Below are 20,133 nucleotides of genomic sequence, written 5' to 3'. Positions count from 1 at the left end.
GCGAGGCCGCCGTCGCGCGCGGCCTCCCGGTCGATGCGGGTCAGCGCCTCCCGTCGGCTCAGGCGCGGGACCCGCAGGACGGGCACCAGGGCCGCGAGCGCCAGCACGGCGAACAGGCCGAGCCCGACCATGCGCCCGAGCGGGGTCAGGTCGAGCCACAGGCCGAGCCAGGAGACGGTCAGGAACGCGAGCGCGACGCCGAGCGGGCGCCACAGCACCGGCCAGACCCGCTCCCACAGGCCCGCGGCCCGCGCCCCCGCGACCAGCCGGTCGAGGCGCTGCCGCGCCGCGCCGTGCCGGGTGTCCGGGCTCGTCCCTTCGGGCTCGCTCATCGTGATCGGTCGCCGCTCCCGCCCATTCGATCGGAAGCTAGCATGGTGGCGGGCCGCCACCATCGGGTCAAATCAGCCCAGCCGCGGGCACCCGCCGCGCGGTCCCTCCACCGCGACGCGGAGCGGCCGTCCCGCGCATCGTCCCGAGCGGCAATGTCCGGCTTCCGGGACAACGACGATGCGGAACAGGACGCGAGAGAACCCTCCCGGATCCGGGATCCCCGGCGATCGTCTAAGCGAGCCAGTCCGGCACGCGGTCGAGGCGGATCAGGTCGTCGTAGCTCGGGCGGGGACGGACCACGGCGGCGCGATCGCCGTTCACCAGCACCTCCGGCACGAGGCGGCGGCTGTTGTAGGTGCCGGCCTGGACCGCGCCGTACGCGCCCGCGCTCATCACCGCGAGGAGGTCTCCGGGAGCGGGCCGAGGCATTTCGCGGGCGAGCGCGAGATAGTCGCCGGTCTCGCAGACGGGGCCGACCACGTCGGCGGTGATGCGGGGGGCGTCCGCCGCGGGCTCGGCGACCGGGCGCAGGCCGTGGAAGGCCTCGTAGAGGGTCGGACGGATCAGGTCGTTCATCGCCGCGTCGACGATGACGAAGGTCTTGCCCGCCGTCGGCTTCACATAGACGACGCGGGTGACGAGGATGCCGGCATTGCCCGCGATCATCCGGCCAATCTCGAAGACGGGGCGCAGGCCGAGCGGCTGGAAATGCGGGCGCAGGATCGCGGCGAGCGCCGCCGGGTCCGGCGGGGGCGCGTTGTCGTCGCGATAGGGGATGCCGAGCCCGCCGCCGAAATCGACGTGGTGGAGCGGGTGGCCGTCCGCGAGGAGATCGCGGGCGAGGTCGCAGAGCCGCCGCGCGGCGCTGGCGAAGGGCGCGAGATCGGTGATCTGGCTGCCGATATGGGTGTCGACGCCGACGAGCCTGAGCCCCGGCATCTGCGCCGCCCGGGCATAGACCGCGCGGGCGTCCGTGATCGGGATGCCGAACTTGTTCTCGGACTTGCCGGTCGAGATCTTGGCATGGGTCAGGGCATCGACGTCGGGATTCACCCGGATCGAGACCGGAGCGGTCTCGCCGCGGGAGGCCGCGACCTCGGAGAGCGTGGCGAGTTCCGGCTCGCTCTCGACGTTGAAGCAGAGGATGCCGGCCGAGAGCGCCGCCGCCATCTCCTCGCGCGTCTTGCCGACGCCGGAGAAGACGATGCGCTCACCGGGCACGCCCGCGGCGAGCGCCCGGCGCAGCTCGCCCTCGGAGACGATGTCCATGCCGGCCCCCCGACGGGCGAGGGTCGCGAGGACCGCCTGGTTGGAATTCGCCTTCATGGCAAAGCAGACCAGCGCGTCGTCGCCGGCGAAGGCCTCGGCGAAGACGCGGTAGTGCCGCTCCAGCGTGGCGGTGCTGTAGCAGTAGAACGGCGTTCCGACCTCGTCGGCCAGGGCGGCGAGATCGACGTCCTCCGCGTGCAGGCGCCCGTCGCGGTAGTGGAAGTGGTGCATGGTTCGCTTGGCGTAAGGGCCACGAGGCGGTTCGGAACGAGCGCCCGGGGTTCCGTCGTGGATATCGTATCCGGGACGAGACTCCAGATGTCTGTGCCGCATCGGCTCCCGATCGAGAGCCGGCGCCCACCCCTTCGGATCGATCCCTAGAGGATCGCGTCGAGGATGAACGGTTCGCGCGGGATGCGGTAGCCGCGCTTGCCGCCCCGGGAGGTCGTCACCGGGACGCCGTCGGCCCCGGGCGGAATCGCGGCGGGGTTCAGTTCGTCGCCCGCCTGCACCGCGTCGGTATCCGGCGCGGCGGCGCGGTCCCCGACGCCGACGCCCGTGGTCGGCACGGCGCGGGGGGTGACGGCCACCCCCTGCCGCACGGACGGATAGGTCGCAGAGGTCGAGCCCGGCGGCTCCAGGCTGCCGCGGCGTCCGCAGGCGGAGCCGGCGAGCGCGACGAGGCCGATCGCGAGCAGGAGGTTGAGGCGGCGCGGACGGGCGGGCATCGGCGGTTCCGGCAGGGCGCCGGCCCAGCGGCCGGCAGTCGGTGGCGCCAGCTTAGCCGTTGGCGGCCCGCCGCGCGAGCCCGCCGCGACCCCAGGCCGGCGGCCACTCACCCTTTCTTGCGGGTGTCCTTGGGCGGGGTGTAGGCGTCGATCGCCCGGCGGCAGTTCTCGGAGAGCTTGGCCCAGTTGGTCTTGAAGCACTGGTCGGTGGCCGGATCGTCCGGATCGAGGTTGCCGCAATAGGTCAGGTAGTCGCCGGTGCAGTACTTCTTCAGCGTCTCGTTGCCGCGCTTCGTCTGCTGCGCCTGCGCCGGTGCGGCCAGAAGAACGGCCGCGCCCGACAGGGCAACGACGAGGGTCGTCAGCTTCAAGGCCATGATATTCGCTCGATCACGGTTGTGAGGACGGTCGGATGGCGGGCGCGATGGGCCCGTGGCGTGTTCGAAACAAGGCGTCCGCGCGGCCGTCACGGGATGATTTTCGTGTTACGGGCTCGGGCTCGGGCTCGCAAGGGAGGCCGGCCCGGGCGCCCGCCGCCCCATGCGCCACCGCACCCGCCGGGGGCCGTGCGTCAGTTCTCCGCCAGGGCGGGGGCCGGGAAGGCGCCGACATTCGGCAGGCGATCACGCCGGGCGAGCGCGTCGGCGACGTCGGCGATGCGGCGGCGCAGCTCGGCGGTCTCCTCGCCGCCGCGGGCGGCGAGCGCGGCCTGAGCGGCCTGCAGCTCCGACCGGAGCCCTGCGTGCTCGGCACGCAAGGTCTCGATCTCGGCCTCGATTTCGGCGTCGGACACGGTCTCCGACCCATGAGCCGCGGACGGACCGGGGGTGGCCTCCCGCGCCGCGCGGCGGGCCGCCTTGAGGTCGTCGAGGAGAGTGCGGTGGGCCGCTTCGAGCGCCTGCAAGGTGGCGAGACCCGCCTCGCCCTCGGCCCGGGCGGTGGCGAGGTCGGCGTCGAGCCCGGCGATCCGGTCCAGGGCGCGGGCGGTCTCGGCCTCGCTGCGCAGGCGTGCCGCCACGGCCGTCTCGACCTCCATGAGGCGGGTGCCGATCTGGGCGAGGGCCGCGTGGCGCTGGGCCGCCGCGGCGTCCGCCTTGCGCTCCAGGCGGCGCTGGGCCACAGCGAAATCGGCCCGCAGGTGGTCGCGCTCGGCGGCGACTTCGGCGACGCTGACCGGCAGGGTCGCCTCGATGCGCCGACGCGCCAAGCGGGCCGCGCGGGCGTTGACGGTGGGCAGGGCGATCAGGGCACAGAGGCTCGCCAGCAGGAAGCCGAGCCCGAAGATCATCACGGTCTCGATCACGCGGGGAGCCCTCGTGCGGCGCGCGGCCGATCGGTTCGGCCGCCGGGCCTTTTGCCCGTGTTGCCGCCGTGGAGGCAAGCGCCCGCGTCGCGCGCGGGCGCGCTCACCCCGAACCCGCTGAAGCGGCATCCGAGGCCTGGAGGCCCCACTGCGCAGACGGCATCCGCCCCGTCGAGGCCGAAGGGCCGGGCCAACATGCCGCAGGGGACCGCCCGGGGTGATCGCGGTCTCAGAACGGGTTCCAGGTCGGGCGGCTCGTGAACTTCAGGTAGCCGACATTGATGCCGAGTCGGGCGCCGACGCCGGAGCGGATCGGCACGACGACCACGCCGCCATCGGTGACCGCGGTCATGCCGAAGCCGCCGATGAAGTAGGCTGAGCCGTCGACACCGCCGAAGCGACGGTAGAGGCCGCGCACGGTGGGAAGGTTATAGACGAGCATCATCGTGCGGGCGCCGTCGCCGCCGACATCGAAGCCGAGGGTCGGCCCCTGCCAGTAGACCCGGCGCTGACCGGCATTGCGGGTGTAGAGCGTGCCCTCGCCGTAGCGCAGGCCGCCGACGATGGCGCCCGAGGCCTCCTGGCCCAGGATATAGCCGTTGGGCTCGCCCCAGCGCCGGGTCGCCTCCTCGACGGTCAGGGCGAGGCCCCGCGACAGGCTGCCGAAGAAGCGGTGGCCGTTGTCGACAACCTCCGCGGCGCGGAAGGATTCGGGACGGACGGCGTCGTCCACGGCGCGGGCGGTCCCCGCCCCGGCGAGCGGAGCGGCGGCGAGCCCGACGGCCAGGCCGAGGAGGGCGGTGCGGCGGGTGGGCAGGCGCCCGGCATCCTGGTGCGGCATGATCGGTCTCCCTCGGCGACGGCCCGCACGGGGCGGGTGACCGTCGGCGCGCGGCGGACGCTCCCGCCCGGACGGACCCGGACCATGCGATCCGAGCCCATGGGCGGCGCGCAGTGACGGCCCCGATCAAGGCAAGATTGGGTTAACGGCCGGTTAAGCGCGCCCGCGCCCGGCCCGGCGCGCGGGCGCGGCGGGTTCCATGGCGCTTCAATTCTGCGCGACGGGCTCGACGCTCTCGCCGGCGCGACGCCGGTCGAAATAGGTCATCGCGCTCTCCCGGGGCAGGCCGAGCGCGTCGCGGCCGACGGGCGATCCGAGTGCCGCGAACGGGCCGTTGCGGTAGTGCCGGGCGTGGTGGCCGTAGGTGACCGCGCCGCCGTCCGGCCCGACCACGCGCCCGCCCGCCATGGTCAGGACGTGATCGCCCGCGGCCGTGTCCCACTCCATCGTGGGGGCGCAGCGCACGTAGATATCCGCCTCGCCCGCGGCGATCAGGCAGAACTTCAGGGCCGAGGAGGTGACGCGGCGCTCGCCGACGCCGACGCGCTGCAGGCAGGCATCGGTGTCGCTGTCGCCGTGCAGGCGGCTCACCAGGGCGACGAGCCCGTCCTCCGGCGCCCGGCGCACCGCGATCGGGCGGAAGGCGCCGGGTCGGCCCTCGCGGATCGGGGCCTCGCGGGCCTGGATGCCCGCGGCCCAGACCCGGCCGACGCCGGGGGCGGCGAGGGCCGAGGCGACCGGCCGGTCGCCCTGCACGAGGCAGATGTTGACGCAGTACTGCTCGCTTCCGGCCAGGAAGTCGCGGGTGCCGTCGAGGGGATCGACGAGGAAGAACAGCGGCGCGGGGCGCTCCGCGGCGGAGGTTTCCTCGGCGATCACCGGGATGCCGGGGAAGCGCCGCGCCAGCGCCGTGACGATCAGATTCTCGGACCGCTCGTCGGCGAGGCTCGCGGGCGAGCCGTCCGGCTTGACCACGTGCGGGCAGTCGCTCCCATGATAGCCGCGCAGGATGCATCCGGCCTCGCACGCGATCCAGGCGAGCACCTCGGCAATCGCGTCGCGCGCCGATTCCGGGACGGGCGCCGTCAGCGCGGGCGCGGGAATCGGGTCGGAAACGGTCATTGGTTCGTTTTGCTACGATGACGCCGGTCTGTCGATCGGCAGAGACGCAAATTCAGTGCAGCGTCCCGCGGATGGCGGTGCGTGCCCGGGGCCACGTCCCCTGAATCAATGCGGGACGGGGGCGATCCGCTCCCAACTTTCGACTTCGCCGGGCGTCGCGACATCGCGTTCGCCGCCTCCCCCCTGACGCGACGCGACTTTCCAAAGCCGGATTCCGTGACTATCGGTGCGCCGACATCCGAGGCCCACGCCGAACTCGGACCCGCGATCCCCGCCATCCGGCACCGGAGTGCGCCATGAGCAGTCCCATCGAGAGCAGTCCTAGCGAGAGCCCTGCTCCCACCAGCGTCACCCTCGACGCGCTCGATCTCTCGGCCCTGCTGTGCTCGCGGGTGTGCCACGACGTGATCAGCCCGATCGGCGCGATCGTGAACGGGCTCGAGGTGCTGGAGGACGACGACGATCCCTCCATGCGCGAATTCGCCCTGGATCTCATCCGCAAGAGCGCCAAGACCGCCTCGGCCCGGATCCAGTTCGCCCGCATCGCCTTCGGGGCGGCGGGCTCGGCGGGCGCCTCGATCGACCTTGCCGACGCGGAGAAAGTGTCGCGGGCGATGTTCGGCGACGAGAAGACCCAGATCGCCTGGAGCGCGCCGCAGGCCCTGTTCCCGAAGAACGCGGTCAAGCTCCTCCTCAACCTCGTCGTCATCGCCTCGACGGCCATCCCCCGCGGCGGCCATATCGATGTGAAGGTCACCGGCACCGGCGAGGCGCCGACCTTCACCCTGCATTCCAAGGGCAGTCACGCCCGCATTCCCACCCATGCCGAGGCTCTGATCGCGGGCCGGCCCGAGGGCGGCGTCGTCGATGCGCACGGCATCCTGCCCTTCTATGCCGGTCTCGTGGCGCGGGCCGCCGCCATGGACGTGCGCTTCGTGCTCCAGGGCGACGAGGTGACGATCACCGCGACGCCGACCGAGGCCGGCACCGGCCTGCCCGGCGCCCCGCGCCCGAGCGTCGAGGACGACCGCCCCTCCGACAGCCCGTCGCCCTCGGACACGCAGCTCGCCTGAGCCGCCGGCCCTCTTGGCCGGTTCCCGAGCCCGAAAAACCAATGGGTTGTTCGGGCTTTTCCTGGCTCCCGCAACGCTTCACTAACTTTCCAAGGCGAGACTGCTCGTCGCACGTCCGTTCGTGCGCGTTTGACGAGTACCTGTCATGGACGATCTGCTGCGCGAGTTTCTGGTCGAGAGTGCAGAACACCTGGATACAGTTGATGCGGAACTGGTCCGGTTCGAGCAAGATCCGAACAACCAGCAGATCCTGCGGAATATTTTTCGACTGGTGCACACCATCAAGGGCACCTGCGGTTTCCTCGGGCTGCCGCGGCTCGAAGCCCTGGCGCACGCCGCCGAGACCCTGATGGGCCGCTTTCGCGACGGATATCCCGTCAGCGGCGCCTCCGTCACCCTGATCCTGGCCACCCTCGACCGCCTCAAGGCGATCCTTGCCGATCTCGAGGCCAGCGGCTCCGAGCCCACGGGCACCGACGAGGATCTGATCGGCGCCCTCGAGCTGATGTCCTCGGACGAGTCCGCCGTCGCCGCGCCGGCGCCCGCCCCCGCGGCCATCGTGCTGCCGCCGCCGGTCGAGCGTGAGCTGAAGCCCGGCGAAGTGTCCCTCGAGGACCTGGAGCGCGCCTTCATGGAGGCGCCCGGCCCCGAGGAATTCGCCCCGGCGGCGCCGGTCGCCCCGCCTGCCCCCGCCCTGCCCGAGCCGGTCGCCGAGGCCGAAGAGGCGCTCGAGCCCGCCGCCGCCCCGGAGCCGCGGGCCGCCGCCGGTCCGTCCGAGGGGGGCGAAGGGGCGATTGCCAAGGTGCAGACGATCCGCGTGAACGTCGACACCATCGAGCACCTGATGACGATGGTGTCCGAGCTGGTGCTGACCCGCAACCAGCTCCTCGAGATCGCCCGGCGCCACGAGGATTCCAGCTACAAGGTGCCGCTGCAGCGCCTGTCGCATGTCACGGCCGAGCTGCAGGAAGGCGTCATGAAGACGCGCATGCAGCCGATCGGCAATGCGTGGCAGAAGCTGCCCCGCGTGGTGCGCGACCTCTCGGCCGAACTCGGCAAGGGTATCGACCTCGTCATGGCCGGTGCCGAGACCGAGCTCGACCGTCAGGTGCTCGACGTCATCAAGGATCCGCTCACCCACATGGTGCGCAACTCGGCCGACCACGGCATCGAGGCCACCAACGAGCGCCTCAAGTCGGGTAAGCCCGCCCGCGGAACCATCCGCCTCTCCGCCTACCACGAGGGCGGCACGATCACGATCGAGATCGCCGACGACGGCAAGGGTCTCGACCTCGCCGCCATCCGCCGGAAGGCGATCGAGCGTTCCTTCGCGCCCGCCGCCGAGATCGAGCGGATGACCGATGCGCAGGTCGCGAAGTTCATCTTCCATGCCGGCTTCTCGACCGCGAAGGCGATCACTTCGGTCTCCGGCCGCGGCGTCGGCATGGACGTCGTCAAGACCAATATCGAGACCATCGGCGGCGTGGTCGACATCGCGACCGAGCTCGGCAAGGGCACGACCTTCACGATCAAGATCCCGCTGACTCTGGCCATCGTCTCGGCGCTGATCGTCAAGGCTGGCGCCCAACGCTACGCGGTGCCGCAGATCGCGGTTCTGGAACTCGTTCGGGTCGATGCCCGGGGGGCCAAGGAGGGTGCCAACGCCATCGAGCGCATCCACGGGGCGCCGGTGCTGCGCCTGCGCGAGCGGCTTCTGCCGATCGTCACCCTCGACGGGCTGATGCGCGGCCAGGCCACGGTGAACGAGGGCGAGATCGTCGAGTCGGGCTTCGTGGTGGTGGCCCAGGTTGGCCGCCAGCGCTTCGGCGTGCTCGTCGACGAGGTCTTCCACACGGAAGAGATCGTCGTGAAGCCGATGTCGTCGAAGCTGCGGCACATCCCGCTCTTTGCCGGCAACACCATCCTCGGCGACGGCGCCGTGGTGCTCATCGTCGATCCCAACGGGGTCGCCAAGCTCGTCGGCCAGAGCGCGCAGTCGGGCGCCGCCGCCGAGGCGGAAGCGGAGGAGATCGAGGCCGGCGACGCCAAGTCGACGCTGCTGGTGTTCAAGGGCGGCGCGGGCGGCTTCAAGGCGGTGCCGCTCTCCCTCGTCACCCGCCTGGAGGAGATCGACGCCTCCAAGATCGAGCATCTGGGCGGACGCCCGCTCATCCAGTACCGTGGCCGCCTGATGCCGCTGGTGCCGGCCGACCCGTCGGTCGCCCTGCGGACGGAAGGCACCCAGGCGCTCGTCGTGTTCTCCGACGGCGACCGGGCCATGGGTCTCGTGGTGGACGAGATCGTCGACATCGTCGAGGAGCGCCTCGACATCGAGATCTCGGCCGATCGCTCCGACCTGATCGGCTCGGCGGTGCTGCGGGGCCGGGCCACCGACATCATCAACATCGCCCACTTCCTGCCGCTCGCCTACGACGACTGGGCCCGCGGACCCCGCAAGGCCGCGGTCAAGGCGCCCTCCCTCCTGCTCGTGGACGATTCGGCCTTCTTCCGCGACATGCTCACCCCCGTCCTCAAGGCGGCGGGCTACGGCGTGACGGTGGCCTCGAGCGCGGACGAGGCGATCGCCATCCTCCTGAACAATGCCGGCATCGACCTCGTGGTCAGCGACCTCGACATGCCCGGCCGCAGCGGCTTCGACCTCGTCGGCGCCATGCGCAAGGCCGGCGGCCGGCTGGCCGAGATGCCGGTGGTGGCCCTGACCGGCACGGTCGGCCCCGAGGCGATCGAGCAGGCCCGCAAGCTCGCGATCAACGACCTCGTGGCGAAGTTCGACCGCTCGGGTCTGCTCGCCGCACTGACGGAGATCGGCGAGCCCGGCCTCGCCCGCGCCGCCTGAGCGGGCCCACCCCCGCCCGCCCGAACGAACCGCGACAGAGGACGCCGCCCATGCAGGCCGCCAACGCCAACACGGCCCCCACCGACACCACCGACTACGTCACCGTCTTCGTCGGCGAGACGATGTTCGGTCTCACCATCGACCGGGTGCACGACGTGTTCGTGCCCGCCGGCATCACCCCGGTGCCGCTCGCGCCCAAGGAGATCGTCGGCCTGCTGAACCTGCGCGGGCGCGTCGTCACCGCGTTGTGCCTGCGCCGGCGCCTGAGCCTGGCGAACCGGGAGGCCGGCGCCGCCCAGATGGCGATCGGCCTGGAGCAGGCGGGCGAGACCTTCGCGCTCATCGTCGACGGCGTCGGCGAGGTGCTCAAGCTCGGCGCCGAGACCCACGAGCCGGTGCCGATCAACCTCGATGCCCGCTGGCGCGACCTCTCGCTCGGCGTCCACCGCCTCGACGGGCGCCTGCTGGTGATCCTCGACGTGGACGCGCTGCTCGCCTTCGGCGATGCCGGTCGCGACGCCAAGGTCGCCTGAGGAGACACCGGATGAGGTCCGCTCTCGTCGTCGATGACTCTGCGGTGATCCGCAAGGTCGCCCGCCGCATCCTGGAGACCCTCGACTTCGCCGTGCGCGATGCCGAGGACGGGGAGAAGGCCCTGGCCCTGTGCACCGAGGAGATGCCCTCGGTGATCCTGCTCGACTGGAACATGCCGAACATGGACGGCTACGCCTTCCTGCGGCTCCTGCGCCAGAGCCACAACGGCGACCGGCCGAAGGTGCTGTTCTGCACCACCGAGAACGACGTCGGCGCCATTGCCCGCGCCCTGCGGGCCGGCGCCGACGAGTACATCATGAAGCCCTTCGATCGGGAGATCATGATGGCCAAGCTCGATCAGGTCGGTTTCGCGGCGCGGCTGTCGGAGCTCGTCTGACACCGTCCCGTCCGCGGCGGGTCCCAGCCCCGCCGCGCCGATCCGGGGAGGCCACGATCCCTCCCCCTGTTTCTCTTCCAGAGGCACGAAACGCATGTCGGCCATTCCCGCCGTCGCCCATGCCCCGGCGGCGCGCAGCCCCGTGAAGGTGCTGGTCGCCGACGATTCCGCGGTGGTGCGCGGCCTCGTCTCCCGCTGGCTCGGCGAGGCGGGCCACGAGGTCGTCGCCACCGCCTCGAACGGACGGGCCGCCGTCGACGCCCTCGCCCGCTGCGCGCCGGACGTGATCCTCCTCGACATCGAGATGCCCGAGCTCGACGGCATCCAGGCCCTGCCGCTGATCCTCGCGCGCCAGCCCGGCGTGCAGGTCGTGATGATGTCGACGCTGACCCAGCGCAACGCCGACGTGTCGCTGCGCTGCCTCTCCCTCGGCGCCGTCGATTACATTCCAAAGCCCGAGAGCAACCGCGGGGTCACGACCTCCGATGGGTTTCGCGCCGACCTGCTGGAGCGCATCCGGGTGTTCGGCGCCGCCCGCGCCCGGCGCCGCCCGGTGCCGACCGCCGTCGAGACGCCCTCCCCGGCCACCCCCTCGGCGGCGCCCCCCGTCTCGCGCCTGTCCGGCACCGTGACCCTGCGCCCCCGCCCGCGCACCCACGGCGCCCCCCGGGTTCTGCTGGTCGGCTCCTCGACCGGCGGTCCGAAGGCGGTCGGCGAGGTTCTGGAGAAGATCGGCGCCGCGACCCTGCGCCGGCTGCCCGTCCTCATCGTGCAGCACATGCCCCCGGTCTTCACGGCCGTCTTCGCCGAGCATCTCGGCGCCCGGGTCGGCCTGCCGGCCGCCGAGGGCAAGGCCGACGAGCGGGTGCAGCCGGGCCGCATCTACGTCGCCCCGGGCGGGCGCCACATGCGGCTTGCCGGCTCGGCCGCCGACCCGGTGATCCGCCTCGACGACGGACCTCCCGTGAACTTCTGCCGACCGGCGGTGGACGTCCTGTTCCTCGACGCGGCCGCCCTCTACGGGAGCGCCACGCTCAGCGTGATCCTCACCGGCATGGGCTCGGACGGCACCGCGGGCTCGCGGGCGCTGGTCGAGGCCGGCGGCGTGCTTCTCGCCCAGGATGAGGCGACCAGCACGGTCTGGGGCATGCCCGGAAGCGTCGCCAAGGCGGGTCTGTGCCACGCCGTCCTGCCGCTCCCGGAGATCGGGCCGGCCCTGCGCAACGCGATCGGGGGCGTGGCATGACCGAGGCTGATTTCCTCTTCCTGCGGGATTACCTCAAGCGGCGCTCCGGGCTCAGCCTCGGCCCCGAGAAGCGCTACCTCGTCGAGAGCCGGCTCTCGCCGGTCTGCCGGCGCTTCGGCGTCAACACCCTGTCGGACCTCGTCGGCACCCTGCGCCTGTCGCGGGAGGGTCCGCTGGAGCGGGCGGTGGTCGAGGCCATGACGACCAACGAGACGTTCTTCTTCCGCGACCGCGCGCCCTTCGACCTGTTCCGCGACGTGCTGCTGCCCCGCGCCATCGCCGCCCGCGCCGCGGTGCGGCGGCTGCGGATCTGGTCGGCGGCGGCCTCGACCGGTCAGGAGCCCTACTCGCTCGCCATGATGGTCCACGAGGCCGCGGCCCAGCTCGCGGGCTGGCAGGTCGAGATCGTCGGCACCGACCTCTCGACCGAGGTGCTGGAGAAGGCGAGGCTCGGGCTCTACAGCCATTTCGAGGTCCAGCGCGGCCTGCCGGTGCAGCTGCTGGTGAAGCATTTCACGCAAGTCGGCGAGCAGTGGCGCATCAGTCCAAAGATCGCCAGCATGGTGAGCTACCGGCCGCTGAACCTGCTGCACCCCTTCGACCATCTCGGGCAGTTCGACATCGTCTACTGCCGCAATGTACTGATCTACTTCGACGCGCCGACCAAGGCCGACGTGCTGGATCGCATCGCCAAGTCCCTCGCCCCCGACGGGGCCGTGCTCCTCGGCGCCGCCGAGACCGTGATCGGCCTCACCGAATCCCTGGTGCCCGACAGCCAGCATCGCGGCCTCTACCGCCAGGGCAGCACGGCCCGCGCCGCCGCGCCGCCGCCCCGGATGGCGGCGGGGTTTTAGGACCTCGGCCCGGATCGCGGATCCGGGCCGGCACCGCGCGGGCGGCGCCTCACCCGAAATGCCGGGCGAGCACCTCCCGCACGCCCTCGACCATGCGCCCCACCGGCACCGAGACCTGGGCCGGGCGCGCGGCCTTCCACTCGGCGTTGCTGGCGATCGCGTCCGACGCGCGGGCGCCCTCGATCAGGTCCTTGATCTGCACCTCGCCGGCCTCGCGCTCGTTCGAGCCCTGGATCACCACGGCCGGCGCCCGGCGCCGGTCGGCGTATTTCATCTGCGCCTTCATGCCGGCGGCGCCGAGATAAAGCTCCGCCCGGATATTTTCGGCGCGCAGGCGGGCCACGAGGGCCTGGTACTCGGCGATGTTCTCACGGTCGAGCACGAGGACGACCACGGGGCCGGGCTTGGCCGCCCCCTCGACCAGCGGGCTCTTGGTCAGCCGCAAGGCCGAGAACAGCCGCGACACGCCGATGGAGAAGCCGGTGGCCGGGACCGGCTCGCTGCGGAACCGCCCGACCAGCCCGTCATAGCGCCCGCCGCCCGCGACCGAGCCGAAGCGCACCGTCTGGCCGTCCTCGTTGGTGACCGGGAAGGTCAGCTCCGCCTCGTAGACAGGCCCCGTGTAGTATTCCAGCCCGCGCACCACCGACGGGTCGGCGCGGATCCGGTCGTGGCCGTAGCCCGCCGCCTCGCACAGGCGCATGATGGCGTGGAGTTCGGCGATGCCCGCGCGGCCGGTCTCGGACTCGCCCACCACCGCCTGCCAGGAGCCGAAGAACTTCTCCCAGAAGGCCAGCCGGTCGGCGCCCTCGTGGGGGCTCGCCTCGAAGCCGACATAGGCCAGGATGCGCTCGACGGCGTCGTCCGCGAGGCCGGCGCCCTTGGTGAAGTCGCCGCTCTCGTCCTTGCGGCCGGGGCCGAGCAGCAGGCGCACGCCGTCCGCACCCAGCCGGTCGAGCTTGTCGATGGCGCGCAGCACGGTGAGCCGCTGGCCGGCCTTGTCGGCGCCGGCCAGCCCGATCGCCTCCATGACGCCGTCCAAGACCTTGCGGTTGTTGACCTTGACCACGTACTGGCCGGCGAGCCCGAGCCGCTCGAGCGTGTCGGCCATCAGCATGCAGGTCTCGGCATCCGCCGCGACCGAGCCCGCCCCGACGATGTCGGCGTCGAACTGCATGAACTGGCGGAAGCGGCCCGGGCCCGGCTTCTCGTTGCGGAAGACGTAGCCGGCCCGGTAGCTGCGATAGGGTTTCGGAATGGCGTCGAAGTGCTCCGCGACATGGCGGGCGAGCGGCGCCGTCAGGTCGTAGCGGAGCGAGAGCCATTGCTCGTCATCGTCCTGGAACGAGAACACGCCCTCGTTCGGCCGGTCGAGGTCGGGCAGGAATTTCCCCAGCGCCTCGGTGTATTCGACGAAGGGCGTTTCCAGCGCCTCGAAGCCGTAGAGCTCGAAGGTCTGCCGGATCGTCTCCAGCATCCGGCCCTGGGCCAGGATGTCGGCCTCGGTGCGGTCGGGGAAGCCGCGCGGCAGGCGGGGCTTGAGGGTCTCGGCCTTGGCCATGTCGTCGCCGATCGGAGAGGGATTTGCGGAGAGGGGTTTGTCAGGGAGTCCCGGCTCTATCGCAGGCGGCGGCGAAGCGGCAAGCCGAGGAGCTCATGCGACACCTCAGAACAGGCGGCTGCCGTCCGGCACCGGGTGGTCGGGGCGAAACAGGATCACGGCGCCGGCCGCGTCGGCGAAGCCCAGCGTCAGCACCTCCGACAGGAACTTTCCGATCTGGCGGGGCGGAAAGTTCACCACCGCCGCGACCTGCCGACCCACCAGGCGCTCCGGCGTATAATGCTCGGTGAGCTGCGCGCTGGAGCGCTTGGCGCCGATCACCGGCCCGAAATCGATGACGAGCTTGAGCGCGGGCTTGCGTGCCTCGGGGAAGGGTTCCGCCGAGACGACGGTGCCGATGCGGATGTCGACGGCGAGGAAGGCGTCGAACCCGATTCTCTCGGATGCCGGGGCGGTGGGATCGTGGCTCACATGCATGGGGTCGCTCGCGGAGCGTGGCGGTGCGACGATCTACGACCGACGGCCGTCCCCCATCCAGACCTCATCCCGAACGGACGCTCAGAGCGTGAGGCGGTAGGCCAGGAGAGCCCCGAGGCCGAGGATCGCCAGCGGAATCTGCGCGGGTCGCAGGCGCTCGAAGAAGAGAGGGGCCTCGCCGCGGCGGGCGGCGATGGGATCGAGAATCGTGATCGCCGTGAAGCCGACGATCAGCTGGCCGAGGGCGAGGGCGGGCTTGCCCAGGGCGAACGCCAGAAGGGCGCCGTAGCCCAGTAGGAACAGGCTCAGCATCGTGGCGATCTGCGCCAGCGTCGCCCCACCCTCGGTGCGGAAGCTGACGCCGCGGCGCACGCCCGACAGGAACAGCAGGATCGCGCAGCCCCAGAGCAGGGTCAGGGTGAAGACCGTCTCGGCCGCTCGTCCCGGGAGCAGCCAGACCAGCACCGCCCCGGCCAGGAAGGGCAGCATCGGCCCATAGCCGAACACGACGCTGAGCCAGGGCACTGCCCGCGGCTCATAGGCCCGAATCGTGCGACCGGCCCCGTCATCCTGCGCTCGGGCCATACGCTCCTCGCAGCCGGAAAAATTCGCCCGGTGAACCGGCGGGGCGCCAGCCTGTTCCCGGGGCTCGCGCCGCGATCAGGCCGGCATTCCGGTCGCGCGCAGCCTCTCACGCGCGGCGGTTGCGGCGACGGGGCGACGCACTTTCCTCGGTGGCGGCGGCGAGCCACCCGACCAGGACGGGCGCCCCGATGCCCACCGCGCCCAGCGCCAGGAAAGCGCCGGACCAGCCGAGCCAACCCTGCGCGAGGCCGCCATGCCAGGCCGAGAGCGCGCCGCCGGCGCCCCGCACGGCGTTGACGGTGCCGAGCGCGGTCTGGGTGCGGCCCGACCCCCAGGTCAGGTCGGTCACCACCACCGGAACCGCCACGCCGATGATGCCGGACGCCGCGCCGTCGAGGATCTCGGCGGTGAAGAGCCAGATGGGATCATTCAGGAACGCCGACAGGGCCGCCGGGACGGGCAAGCCCAGACAGGCGGCGATGAGGAGTTGGCGCCGCCCGCGCCGGTCGGCCAGCGACCCGGCGGCGAGGATCAGCGCGGCGCGAGCGAGCCTCGAAGCCGCTGGCGTCCGCATGGGCGGCCCCGGTCATGGAGATCCTTGGCGCCCATCGACGGGACCAGCGCATCGCCCAGGACGCCACCGATGCCCGGGCGGCCCACGGGGTGCCGGCGCCGCTGCGATCGTTAGCGTCCTCGGCCGAACTTCAGAGGATCAGCGTCTCCGGCGGAACCTGCAGGCGCGGGAGCGGGAGGTCGGCGGTCTCCCGCAGAGACAGGACGTTCGGGGCGATGGCGGCGCGGACCGTAGGGCCTGTGAGCGCCTGCCGGGCGCCCGCGATCACAACCCCTCCGGGAAGAATGGGACCTGCCCGCCACGAGACGGGCGCCGATTGAAAAAGGCCCCGGCGCGTGATCCGCACCGGGGCCTTCCCTCGAATTCCGTTCGTGCCGGCCCCTTAGGAGGCGAGCGGCGCGCCCTGGCCGCCCTGGGAGGCCTGCGCCTCCATCATCTTCTGCCGGTAGAGGCCGACGAAGTCGATCGGATCGATGTAGAGGGGCGGGAAGCCGCCATTGCGCACCGCCTCGGCCACGATCTGACGGGCGAAGGGGAACAGCAGCCGCGGGCACTCGATCATGACGGCGGGGTGGATCTGGTCCTGCGGGATGTTGCGCATCCGGAAGATGCCGGCATATTTCAGCTCGAAGGCGAACAGCACCTCGTTCTTGATCTTGGCGTCGCCTTCCAGCGTCAGCTCGACCTCGAAATCGGCCTCCGCGATCTGCTGCGCGTTGACGTTGACCTGGATGTTGATCTGAGGCCCGCCCTCCTGCGGCTGCAGGGAGCGCGGCGCGTTCGGGTTCTCGAAGGAGAGATCCTTCGCGTACTGCGCCAGCGCGTTGATCGCCGGGGCGAGGTCGCCGTCCTGGGCGCCGTTGCCGTTGGGTGCCGCGGTGTCGGCCATGACGTGTCTCTCCTCCTCGGGGTCTTCCTGCGCGGGGGGCGACGCCCATCCACGCGGCGCCGTGGCGCTCGTGGAGCGAGCCCGCCGACGCGGGCTGCGCGCTAACATGCCGCCTTCCCGCGAACAAGCGGAGGCCGGTTCCGGGAGCGCCCGCGGGCATTCCCTGACGCGTCCGGACGACGGCGGTTGCGGTCTCGCGCGGACGCGGCGGCCTCCCGCGCGGTTCGAACGCGCCGCCGGCGCCTGGAATCGCTCGCGAAGGCGCCCATATGACGATAAGCTCGTGGACTTGTCGAACTTCCCGCCAGACCTCGGAGACATTCGCCTCAACCTCAGCCGCTCGCGGCTCGATCCTCGCGCCGGCCTCCGCTAAGAGCGTCCGGCGAGATACCTCCGCGGACCGGCCGGGGCCCGCGAGGCAGGTCGCTTCTCGGGTTCGAGGACGCGGCGATCGGGAGCGGGTCCCTCTCTCCGGCGGCCTTCGGGCGTCGGCCTCACGCGTGCGACGGTCACGATTCGGATCGGTGATGCAGGATTCCTTCGACGTAACCACCCTCATTTTCCTGGCGCTGGCCGTCTTCGTGATCTGGCGGCTGCGCTCGGTCCTCGGCCAGAAGACCGGGGCGGAGCGCTCGCCCTTCCGGCCGGTGGACCGCAACCGCACCGAGCCGCAGGCGGGCCGGGCCGAGGGCGACAACGTCGTCCGCCTGCCCGGAGCGGACCGCGCCCAGCCGGCCGCGGCCCAGAACGCCCCGCGCGACTGGCGCGGCATCGCCGAGCCGGGTTCGGCGGTCGCCCGTGGTCTCGAACAGATCGTCCAGGCCGAGCCGAGCTTCGAGCCGCGCGTCTTCCTGGAAGGCGCGAAGGGCGCCTACGAGGCGATCGTGACCGCCTTCGCCAAGGGTGATCGCAAGACCCTGCGGGCGCTGCTGTCCCGGGAGGTCTGCGAAGGCTTCGAGCGGGCGATCTCCGAGCGCGAGCAGCGCCACGAGACCGCCGAGACCACCTTCATCTCCATCGACAAGGCCGAGATTATCGCCATCGATGTGAAGAACCGTGCCGCGCAGGTCACCGTGCGCTTCCTGTCGAACCTCATCACCGCCACCCGCGACGCCGAGGGCAAGGTGATCGACGGCAATGCCGAGACCGGCGTCGAAGTGCCGGACGTGTGGACCTTTGCCCGCACCCTGGGCGCCCGCGACCCGAACTGGCAGCTCGTCGCCACCGACGCCGGCGGCTGATTCTTTCACAGCGCGATGTCGTTCCGACGCGTCTTCCTTCCGGCCGCAGCGGTCCTCGCCGCTGCGGCCTTTTCCGTTCCCGCCCTCGGGCAGGATCAGCCCCGGGCGGATGCGCCGCCGCGGTTGCCCGGGGCCGTGCTGGAACCGGTGGCGCTCGCCGGCCTGCCCGGCTGGGGCGCGGATGACGCCGCAGCCGCCCTCGACGCCTTTCGTCGCACCTGCGCCGCCCCGGGCCCCAATCCGCCGCAGGCCGAGGGCGTCCTCGGCGATCCGGTCGACCTCGCGGCGGCCTGCGCGGCGGCGGCGGGAGCGAATCCCGGTGCCGCCCACTCCTTCTTCGCGGCGCATTTCTCGGCCTACCGGATCGTGCGGCCGGCCGCAGGCGGCGAGCCCGAGCGGCGTGTGGGCTTCCTCACCGGCTATTTCGAGCCGGAACTGACCGGAGCCCTGGAGCCCGGACCCGGCGCCACTGCGCCCGTGCTGGCGCGCCCCGACGACCTCGTGACGCTGGCGCCCGGTGAGACCGCGCCGGGGCTCGATCCGATCTACAAATCGGGTCGCCGTACCGCGACGGGGCTGGAGCCCTATCCCGACCGCGCCGCCATCGAGGACGGGGCCATCGCGGCACAGACCAAGCCCGTGCTGTGGCTGCGCGATGCCGTCGATCTGTTCGTGCTGCAGGTGCAGGGGTCGGGCCGCGCCCGCCTGCCCGACGGGCGCTCCATGCGGGTGCTCTACGACGGCAAGAACGGCCAGCCCTACACCTCCATCGGCAAGCTCCTCGTGGCGGAAGGCCACCTGCCGCTCAACGGGCTGAGCCTGGAGCGCTGGACGACGTGGCTGCGAGCCAACCCCGACCATGCCCGCCGGCTGATGCGGATGAACCGATCCTACATCTTCTTCCGCGTGGAGCCGGTGACGGATCCCAAGCTCGGACCGCCCGGCGCCGCGGGCGCCCCCTTGAGCCCCGGCCGCAGCATGGCGGTGGACGGCACCCTGTGGCGCTACGGCCTGCCGTTCTTTCTGGAAGGAAAGCTGCCCGGCCAGCCCGGGCGCGGGCATCTCGTGATCGCGGCCGATACCGGCTCGGCCATCGTCGGCCCAGCCCGGGGCGACCTCTATGTCGGCACCGGCGCGACGGCCGGGGTCGCCGCGGGCGACCTGCATGACCGGATGGGCTTCGTGGTGCTGCTGCCCAAGCCGGCCGCCGCCCGGGGATCGACTGCGCCGGAGGCCGGACGCGGGGGAGCGCCGCCGTGAGGCTCCCACGGCGCCCACGCCGGCTGACCCGCGAGGAGGCCCATCTCTGGGGTGAGATCGCCAAGCTGATCACGCCCCTGCGGGACCGCGCCCGCATCAAACCCGCGGCGCCCGAGGCTTTGCTGCCTCCCTCCATGGCCCCGGCCGTGCCCGCGCTTGCGGCCGAGATTCTCCCGGCGACGCCCCTCCCGGCGAAGGTTCCGGCGCCCGCCCGTCCGGCCGCGAAGGCGCCGAAACCCGCCAAGCCGGTCAAGCTCGGCGATCTCACGGGCGCACCGGTCGCGATCCGGACGCTGCCCCCGCGCCCGCCTGGGCCCGCGGCCCCGCCCGGCCTGGAGCGTCGCGAACGGCGCGGCCTGGAGCGCGGGACGCTGCCGATCGAGGCGCGGATCGACCTGCACGGCCTTTACCAGTCCGAGGCCCACGCGGCTCTGGTCGGCTTCCTGATGCGCTCACGGGCCGCCGGCCATGCCCGGGTGCTCGTCGTCACCGGCAAAGGCGGCGATCCGGCCCTGCGCGGCCGTGGCGAGGGGCTCTCGGAACGCGGCGTGCTCCGCCGCAGCGTGCCCCACTGGCTGCGCGGGCCGGACCTGCGCGGCATCGTCCTCGGCTTCGAGGAATCGGCCCGCCAGCATGGCGGCGAAGGCGCCCTCTACGTCCGGCTGCGGCGCCGGTAGCCGTGGGTGTTCGAGGCGTCGATGCCAAGTGGCATCGCGTGCGCCCGCCCCACCTCTCGGCGGCCTCGCGGTTGAACATGGCCTCACGGTAAACATGGCCTCACGGTAAACATGGCCTCGGGGGCGAAAGCGGGATCCATCCGCGACGGAGGGCCCGAGACGTGCGGGTCGACCTGCCTCTTGAGCCAGCCGAAGAAAGGGGGTATTGACATCTACCCTCCGTTTGCATGCCGTGTCGCATCCTTCGAGCCGCTGAGGCCGAGAGGATCCGATGCGCGGGCCGGACCGCTGCGCCCGCAGCCGTGACCGGAC

Annotated in this window: 21 protein-coding genes and 1 pseudogene; 9 read left to right on the top strand and 13 right to left on the bottom strand. The window is 72.0% G+C overall.

The window, feature by feature from the left end:
• From LW587_RS11145 to LW587_RS11115, 7 genes are all read right to left on the bottom strand, one after another.
• Positions 1-332 (bottom strand): DUF4175 family protein (locus LW587_RS11145; RefSeq protein WP_232629661.1); only part of this gene is annotated, 332 nt, incomplete at its 3' end.
• A gap of 232 nt (positions 333-564) precedes the next feature.
• Positions 565-1,833: a diaminopimelate decarboxylase gene (gene lysA / locus LW587_RS11140; protein ID WP_232629660.1), complete on the bottom strand. Its 1,269-nt coding sequence runs from the start codon at positions 1,831-1,833 to the stop codon at positions 565-567.
• Between the two features lie 146 nt (positions 1,834-1,979).
• Complete coding sequence (locus LW587_RS11135) at positions 1,980-2,330, bottom strand: hypothetical protein (protein WP_232629659.1); 351 nt, start codon at positions 2,328-2,330, stop codon at positions 1,980-1,982.
• Positions 2,331-2,437: 107 nt separating this feature from the next.
• Positions 2,438-2,707 carry a 3',5'-cyclic-nucleotide phosphodiesterase gene (locus LW587_RS11130; RefSeq protein WP_232629658.1) on the bottom strand — a complete coding sequence of 90 codons (270 nt, stop codon included), beginning with the start codon at positions 2,705-2,707 and terminating at the stop codon, positions 2,438-2,440.
• Positions 2,708-2,901: 194 nt separating this feature from the next.
• The gene (locus LW587_RS11125) at positions 2,902-3,618 is read right to left on the bottom strand and encodes a hypothetical protein (protein ID WP_232629665.1); all 717 of its coding nucleotides are present in this window, start codon (positions 3,616-3,618) and stop codon (positions 2,902-2,904) included.
• Positions 3,619-3,862: 244 nt separating this feature from the next.
• Positions 3,863-4,474 (bottom strand): DUF1134 domain-containing protein, encoded by a 612-nt coding sequence (locus LW587_RS11120; RefSeq protein ID WP_232629657.1) that lies wholly within the window; start codon positions 4,472-4,474, stop codon positions 3,863-3,865.
• Between the two features lie 207 nt (positions 4,475-4,681).
• Complete coding sequence (locus tag LW587_RS11115; protein ID WP_232629656.1) at positions 4,682-5,596, bottom strand: 3'(2'),5'-bisphosphate nucleotidase CysQ family protein; 915 nt, start codon at positions 5,594-5,596, stop codon at positions 4,682-4,684.
• 296 nt (positions 5,597-5,892) lie between these two features.
• Between LW587_RS11115 and chpT the strand changes: the two genes are divergently transcribed.
• From chpT to LW587_RS11085, 6 genes are all read left to right on the top strand, one after another.
• Positions 5,893-6,669, top strand: a complete 777-nt coding sequence (chpT, locus tag LW587_RS11110; protein WP_232629655.1) for a histidine phosphotransferase ChpT — start codon at positions 5,893-5,895, stop codon at positions 6,667-6,669.
• A gap of 145 nt (positions 6,670-6,814) precedes the next feature.
• Positions 6,815-9,526, top strand: coding sequence for a hybrid sensor histidine kinase/response regulator (locus tag LW587_RS11105; protein WP_232629654.1), 2,712 nt, complete (start codon positions 6,815-6,817; stop codon positions 9,524-9,526).
• A gap of 50 nt (positions 9,527-9,576) precedes the next feature.
• Positions 9,577-10,059 carry a chemotaxis protein CheW gene (locus LW587_RS11100; protein WP_232629653.1) on the top strand — a complete coding sequence of 161 codons (483 nt, stop codon included), beginning with the start codon at positions 9,577-9,579 and terminating at the stop codon, positions 10,057-10,059.
• 11 nt (positions 10,060-10,070) lie between these two features.
• The gene (locus tag LW587_RS11095) at positions 10,071-10,457 is read left to right on the top strand and encodes a response regulator (protein WP_232629652.1); all 387 of its coding nucleotides are present in this window, start codon (positions 10,071-10,073) and stop codon (positions 10,455-10,457) included.
• A 94-nt stretch (positions 10,458-10,551) separates the two neighbouring features.
• Positions 10,552-11,703 carry a protein-glutamate methylesterase/protein-glutamine glutaminase gene (locus LW587_RS11090; RefSeq protein WP_232629651.1) on the top strand — a complete coding sequence of 384 codons (1,152 nt, stop codon included), beginning with the start codon at positions 10,552-10,554 and terminating at the stop codon, positions 11,701-11,703.
• Positions 11,700-12,557, top strand: coding sequence for a CheR family methyltransferase (locus tag LW587_RS11085; RefSeq protein WP_232629650.1), 858 nt, complete (start codon positions 11,700-11,702; stop codon positions 12,555-12,557). Before LW587_RS11090 ends, LW587_RS11085 begins: the two co-directional genes overlap by 4 nt.
• Positions 12,558-12,606: 49 nt before the next feature.
• Here LW587_RS11085 and hisS read toward each other — a convergent pair whose 3' ends face one another.
• The 6 genes and pseudogenes from hisS to secB all read right to left on the bottom strand — a co-directional run bounded on the left by hisS (position 12,607) and on the right by secB (position 16,643).
• Complete coding sequence (gene hisS, locus LW587_RS11080) at positions 12,607-14,118, bottom strand: histidine--tRNA ligase (protein ID WP_232629649.1); 1,512 nt, start codon at positions 14,116-14,118, stop codon at positions 12,607-12,609.
• A gap of 105 nt (positions 14,119-14,223) precedes the next feature.
• Positions 14,224-14,595: a tRNA-binding protein gene (locus LW587_RS11075; protein ID WP_232629648.1), complete on the bottom strand. Its 372-nt coding sequence runs from the start codon at positions 14,593-14,595 to the stop codon at positions 14,224-14,226.
• 81 nt (positions 14,596-14,676) lie between these two features.
• Positions 14,677-15,180, bottom strand: coding sequence for a DUF3429 domain-containing protein (locus LW587_RS11070; RefSeq protein ID WP_232629647.1), 504 nt, complete (start codon positions 15,178-15,180; stop codon positions 14,677-14,679).
• Positions 15,181-15,286: 106 nt separating this feature from the next.
• A pseudogene (locus tag LW587_RS11065) lies at positions 15,287-15,712 on the bottom strand (MFS transporter); the annotation flags it as partial.
• Positions 15,713-15,884: 172 nt separating this feature from the next.
• Complete coding sequence (locus LW587_RS11060) at positions 15,885-16,022, bottom strand: hypothetical protein (RefSeq protein WP_232629646.1); 138 nt, start codon at positions 16,020-16,022, stop codon at positions 15,885-15,887.
• Between the two features lie 114 nt (positions 16,023-16,136).
• Positions 16,137-16,643, bottom strand: coding sequence for a protein-export chaperone SecB (gene secB, locus LW587_RS11055; protein ID WP_232629645.1), 507 nt, complete (start codon positions 16,641-16,643; stop codon positions 16,137-16,139).
• Positions 16,644-17,170: 527 nt separating this feature from the next.
• Between secB and LW587_RS11050 the strand changes: the two genes are divergently transcribed.
• The 3 genes from LW587_RS11050 to LW587_RS11040 are packed head-to-tail and all read left to right on the top strand — an operon-like array spanning position 17,171 to position 19,821.
• Positions 17,171-17,884 (top strand): Tim44/TimA family putative adaptor protein, encoded by a 714-nt coding sequence (locus LW587_RS11050; RefSeq protein ID WP_232629644.1) that lies wholly within the window; start codon positions 17,171-17,173, stop codon positions 17,882-17,884.
• 15 nt (positions 17,885-17,899) lie between these two features.
• Positions 17,900-19,144 carry a murein transglycosylase A gene (gene mltA / locus LW587_RS11045; RefSeq protein ID WP_232629643.1) on the top strand — a complete coding sequence of 415 codons (1,245 nt, stop codon included), beginning with the start codon at positions 17,900-17,902 and terminating at the stop codon, positions 19,142-19,144.
• The gene (locus LW587_RS11040) at positions 19,141-19,821 is read left to right on the top strand and encodes a Smr/MutS family protein (RefSeq protein WP_232629642.1); all 681 of its coding nucleotides are present in this window, start codon (positions 19,141-19,143) and stop codon (positions 19,819-19,821) included. Before mltA ends, LW587_RS11040 begins: the two co-directional genes overlap by 4 nt.
• Positions 19,822-20,133: the final 312 nt, after the last annotated feature.

Origin of the sequence: Methylobacterium sp. Leaf118 (assembly GCF_920984675.1) — a bacterium.
Taxonomy (GTDB): domain Bacteria; phylum Pseudomonadota; class Alphaproteobacteria; order Rhizobiales; family Beijerinckiaceae; genus Methylobacterium.
This window is presented reverse-complemented; position numbering and strand designations above follow the sequence as displayed.

Coding starts and splice junctions, on each gene's coding strand:
- mltA (WP_232629643.1), top strand. CDS start 17,900: ATGTCGTTCCGACGCGTCTTCCTTCCGGCCGCAGCGGTCCTCGCCGCT.
- LW587_RS11130 (WP_232629658.1), bottom strand. CDS start 2,707: ATGGCCTTGAAGCTGACGACCCTCGTCGTTGCCCTGTCGGGCGCGGCC.
- LW587_RS11090 (WP_232629651.1), top strand. CDS start 10,552: ATGTCGGCCATTCCCGCCGTCGCCCATGCCCCGGCGGCGCGCAGCCCC.
- chpT (WP_232629655.1), top strand. CDS start 5,893: ATGAGCAGTCCCATCGAGAGCAGTCCTAGCGAGAGCCCTGCTCCCACC.
- LW587_RS11095 (WP_232629652.1), top strand. CDS start 10,071: ATGAGGTCCGCTCTCGTCGTCGATGACTCTGCGGTGATCCGCAAGGTC.
- LW587_RS11125 (WP_232629665.1), bottom strand. CDS start 3,618: ATGATCTTCGGGCTCGGCTTCCTGCTGGCGAGCCTCTGTGCCCTGATC.
- LW587_RS11135 (WP_232629659.1), bottom strand. CDS start 2,330: ATGCCCGCCCGTCCGCGCCGCCTCAACCTCCTGCTCGCGATCGGCCTC.
- LW587_RS11075 (WP_232629648.1), bottom strand. CDS start 14,595: ATGCATGTGAGCCACGATCCCACCGCCCCGGCATCCGAGAGAATCGGG.
- LW587_RS11070 (WP_232629647.1), bottom strand. CDS start 15,180: ATGGCCCGAGCGCAGGATGACGGGGCCGGTCGCACGATTCGGGCCTAT.
- LW587_RS11085 (WP_232629650.1), top strand. CDS start 11,700: ATGACCGAGGCTGATTTCCTCTTCCTGCGGGATTACCTCAAGCGGCGC.
- LW587_RS11115 (WP_232629656.1), bottom strand. CDS start 5,596: ATGACCGTTTCCGACCCGATTCCCGCGCCCGCGCTGACGGCGCCCGTC.
- secB (WP_232629645.1), bottom strand. CDS start 16,643: ATGGCCGACACCGCGGCACCCAACGGCAACGGCGCCCAGGACGGCGAC.
- LW587_RS11100 (WP_232629653.1), top strand. CDS start 9,577: ATGCAGGCCGCCAACGCCAACACGGCCCCCACCGACACCACCGACTAC.
- LW587_RS11105 (WP_232629654.1), top strand. CDS start 6,815: ATGGACGATCTGCTGCGCGAGTTTCTGGTCGAGAGTGCAGAACACCTG.
- hisS (WP_232629649.1), bottom strand. CDS start 14,118: ATGGCCAAGGCCGAGACCCTCAAGCCCCGCCTGCCGCGCGGCTTCCCC.
- lysA (WP_232629660.1), bottom strand. CDS start 1,833: ATGCACCACTTCCACTACCGCGACGGGCGCCTGCACGCGGAGGACGTC.
- LW587_RS11120 (WP_232629657.1), bottom strand. CDS start 4,474: ATGCCGCACCAGGATGCCGGGCGCCTGCCCACCCGCCGCACCGCCCTC.
- LW587_RS11050 (WP_232629644.1), top strand. CDS start 17,171: ATGCAGGATTCCTTCGACGTAACCACCCTCATTTTCCTGGCGCTGGCC.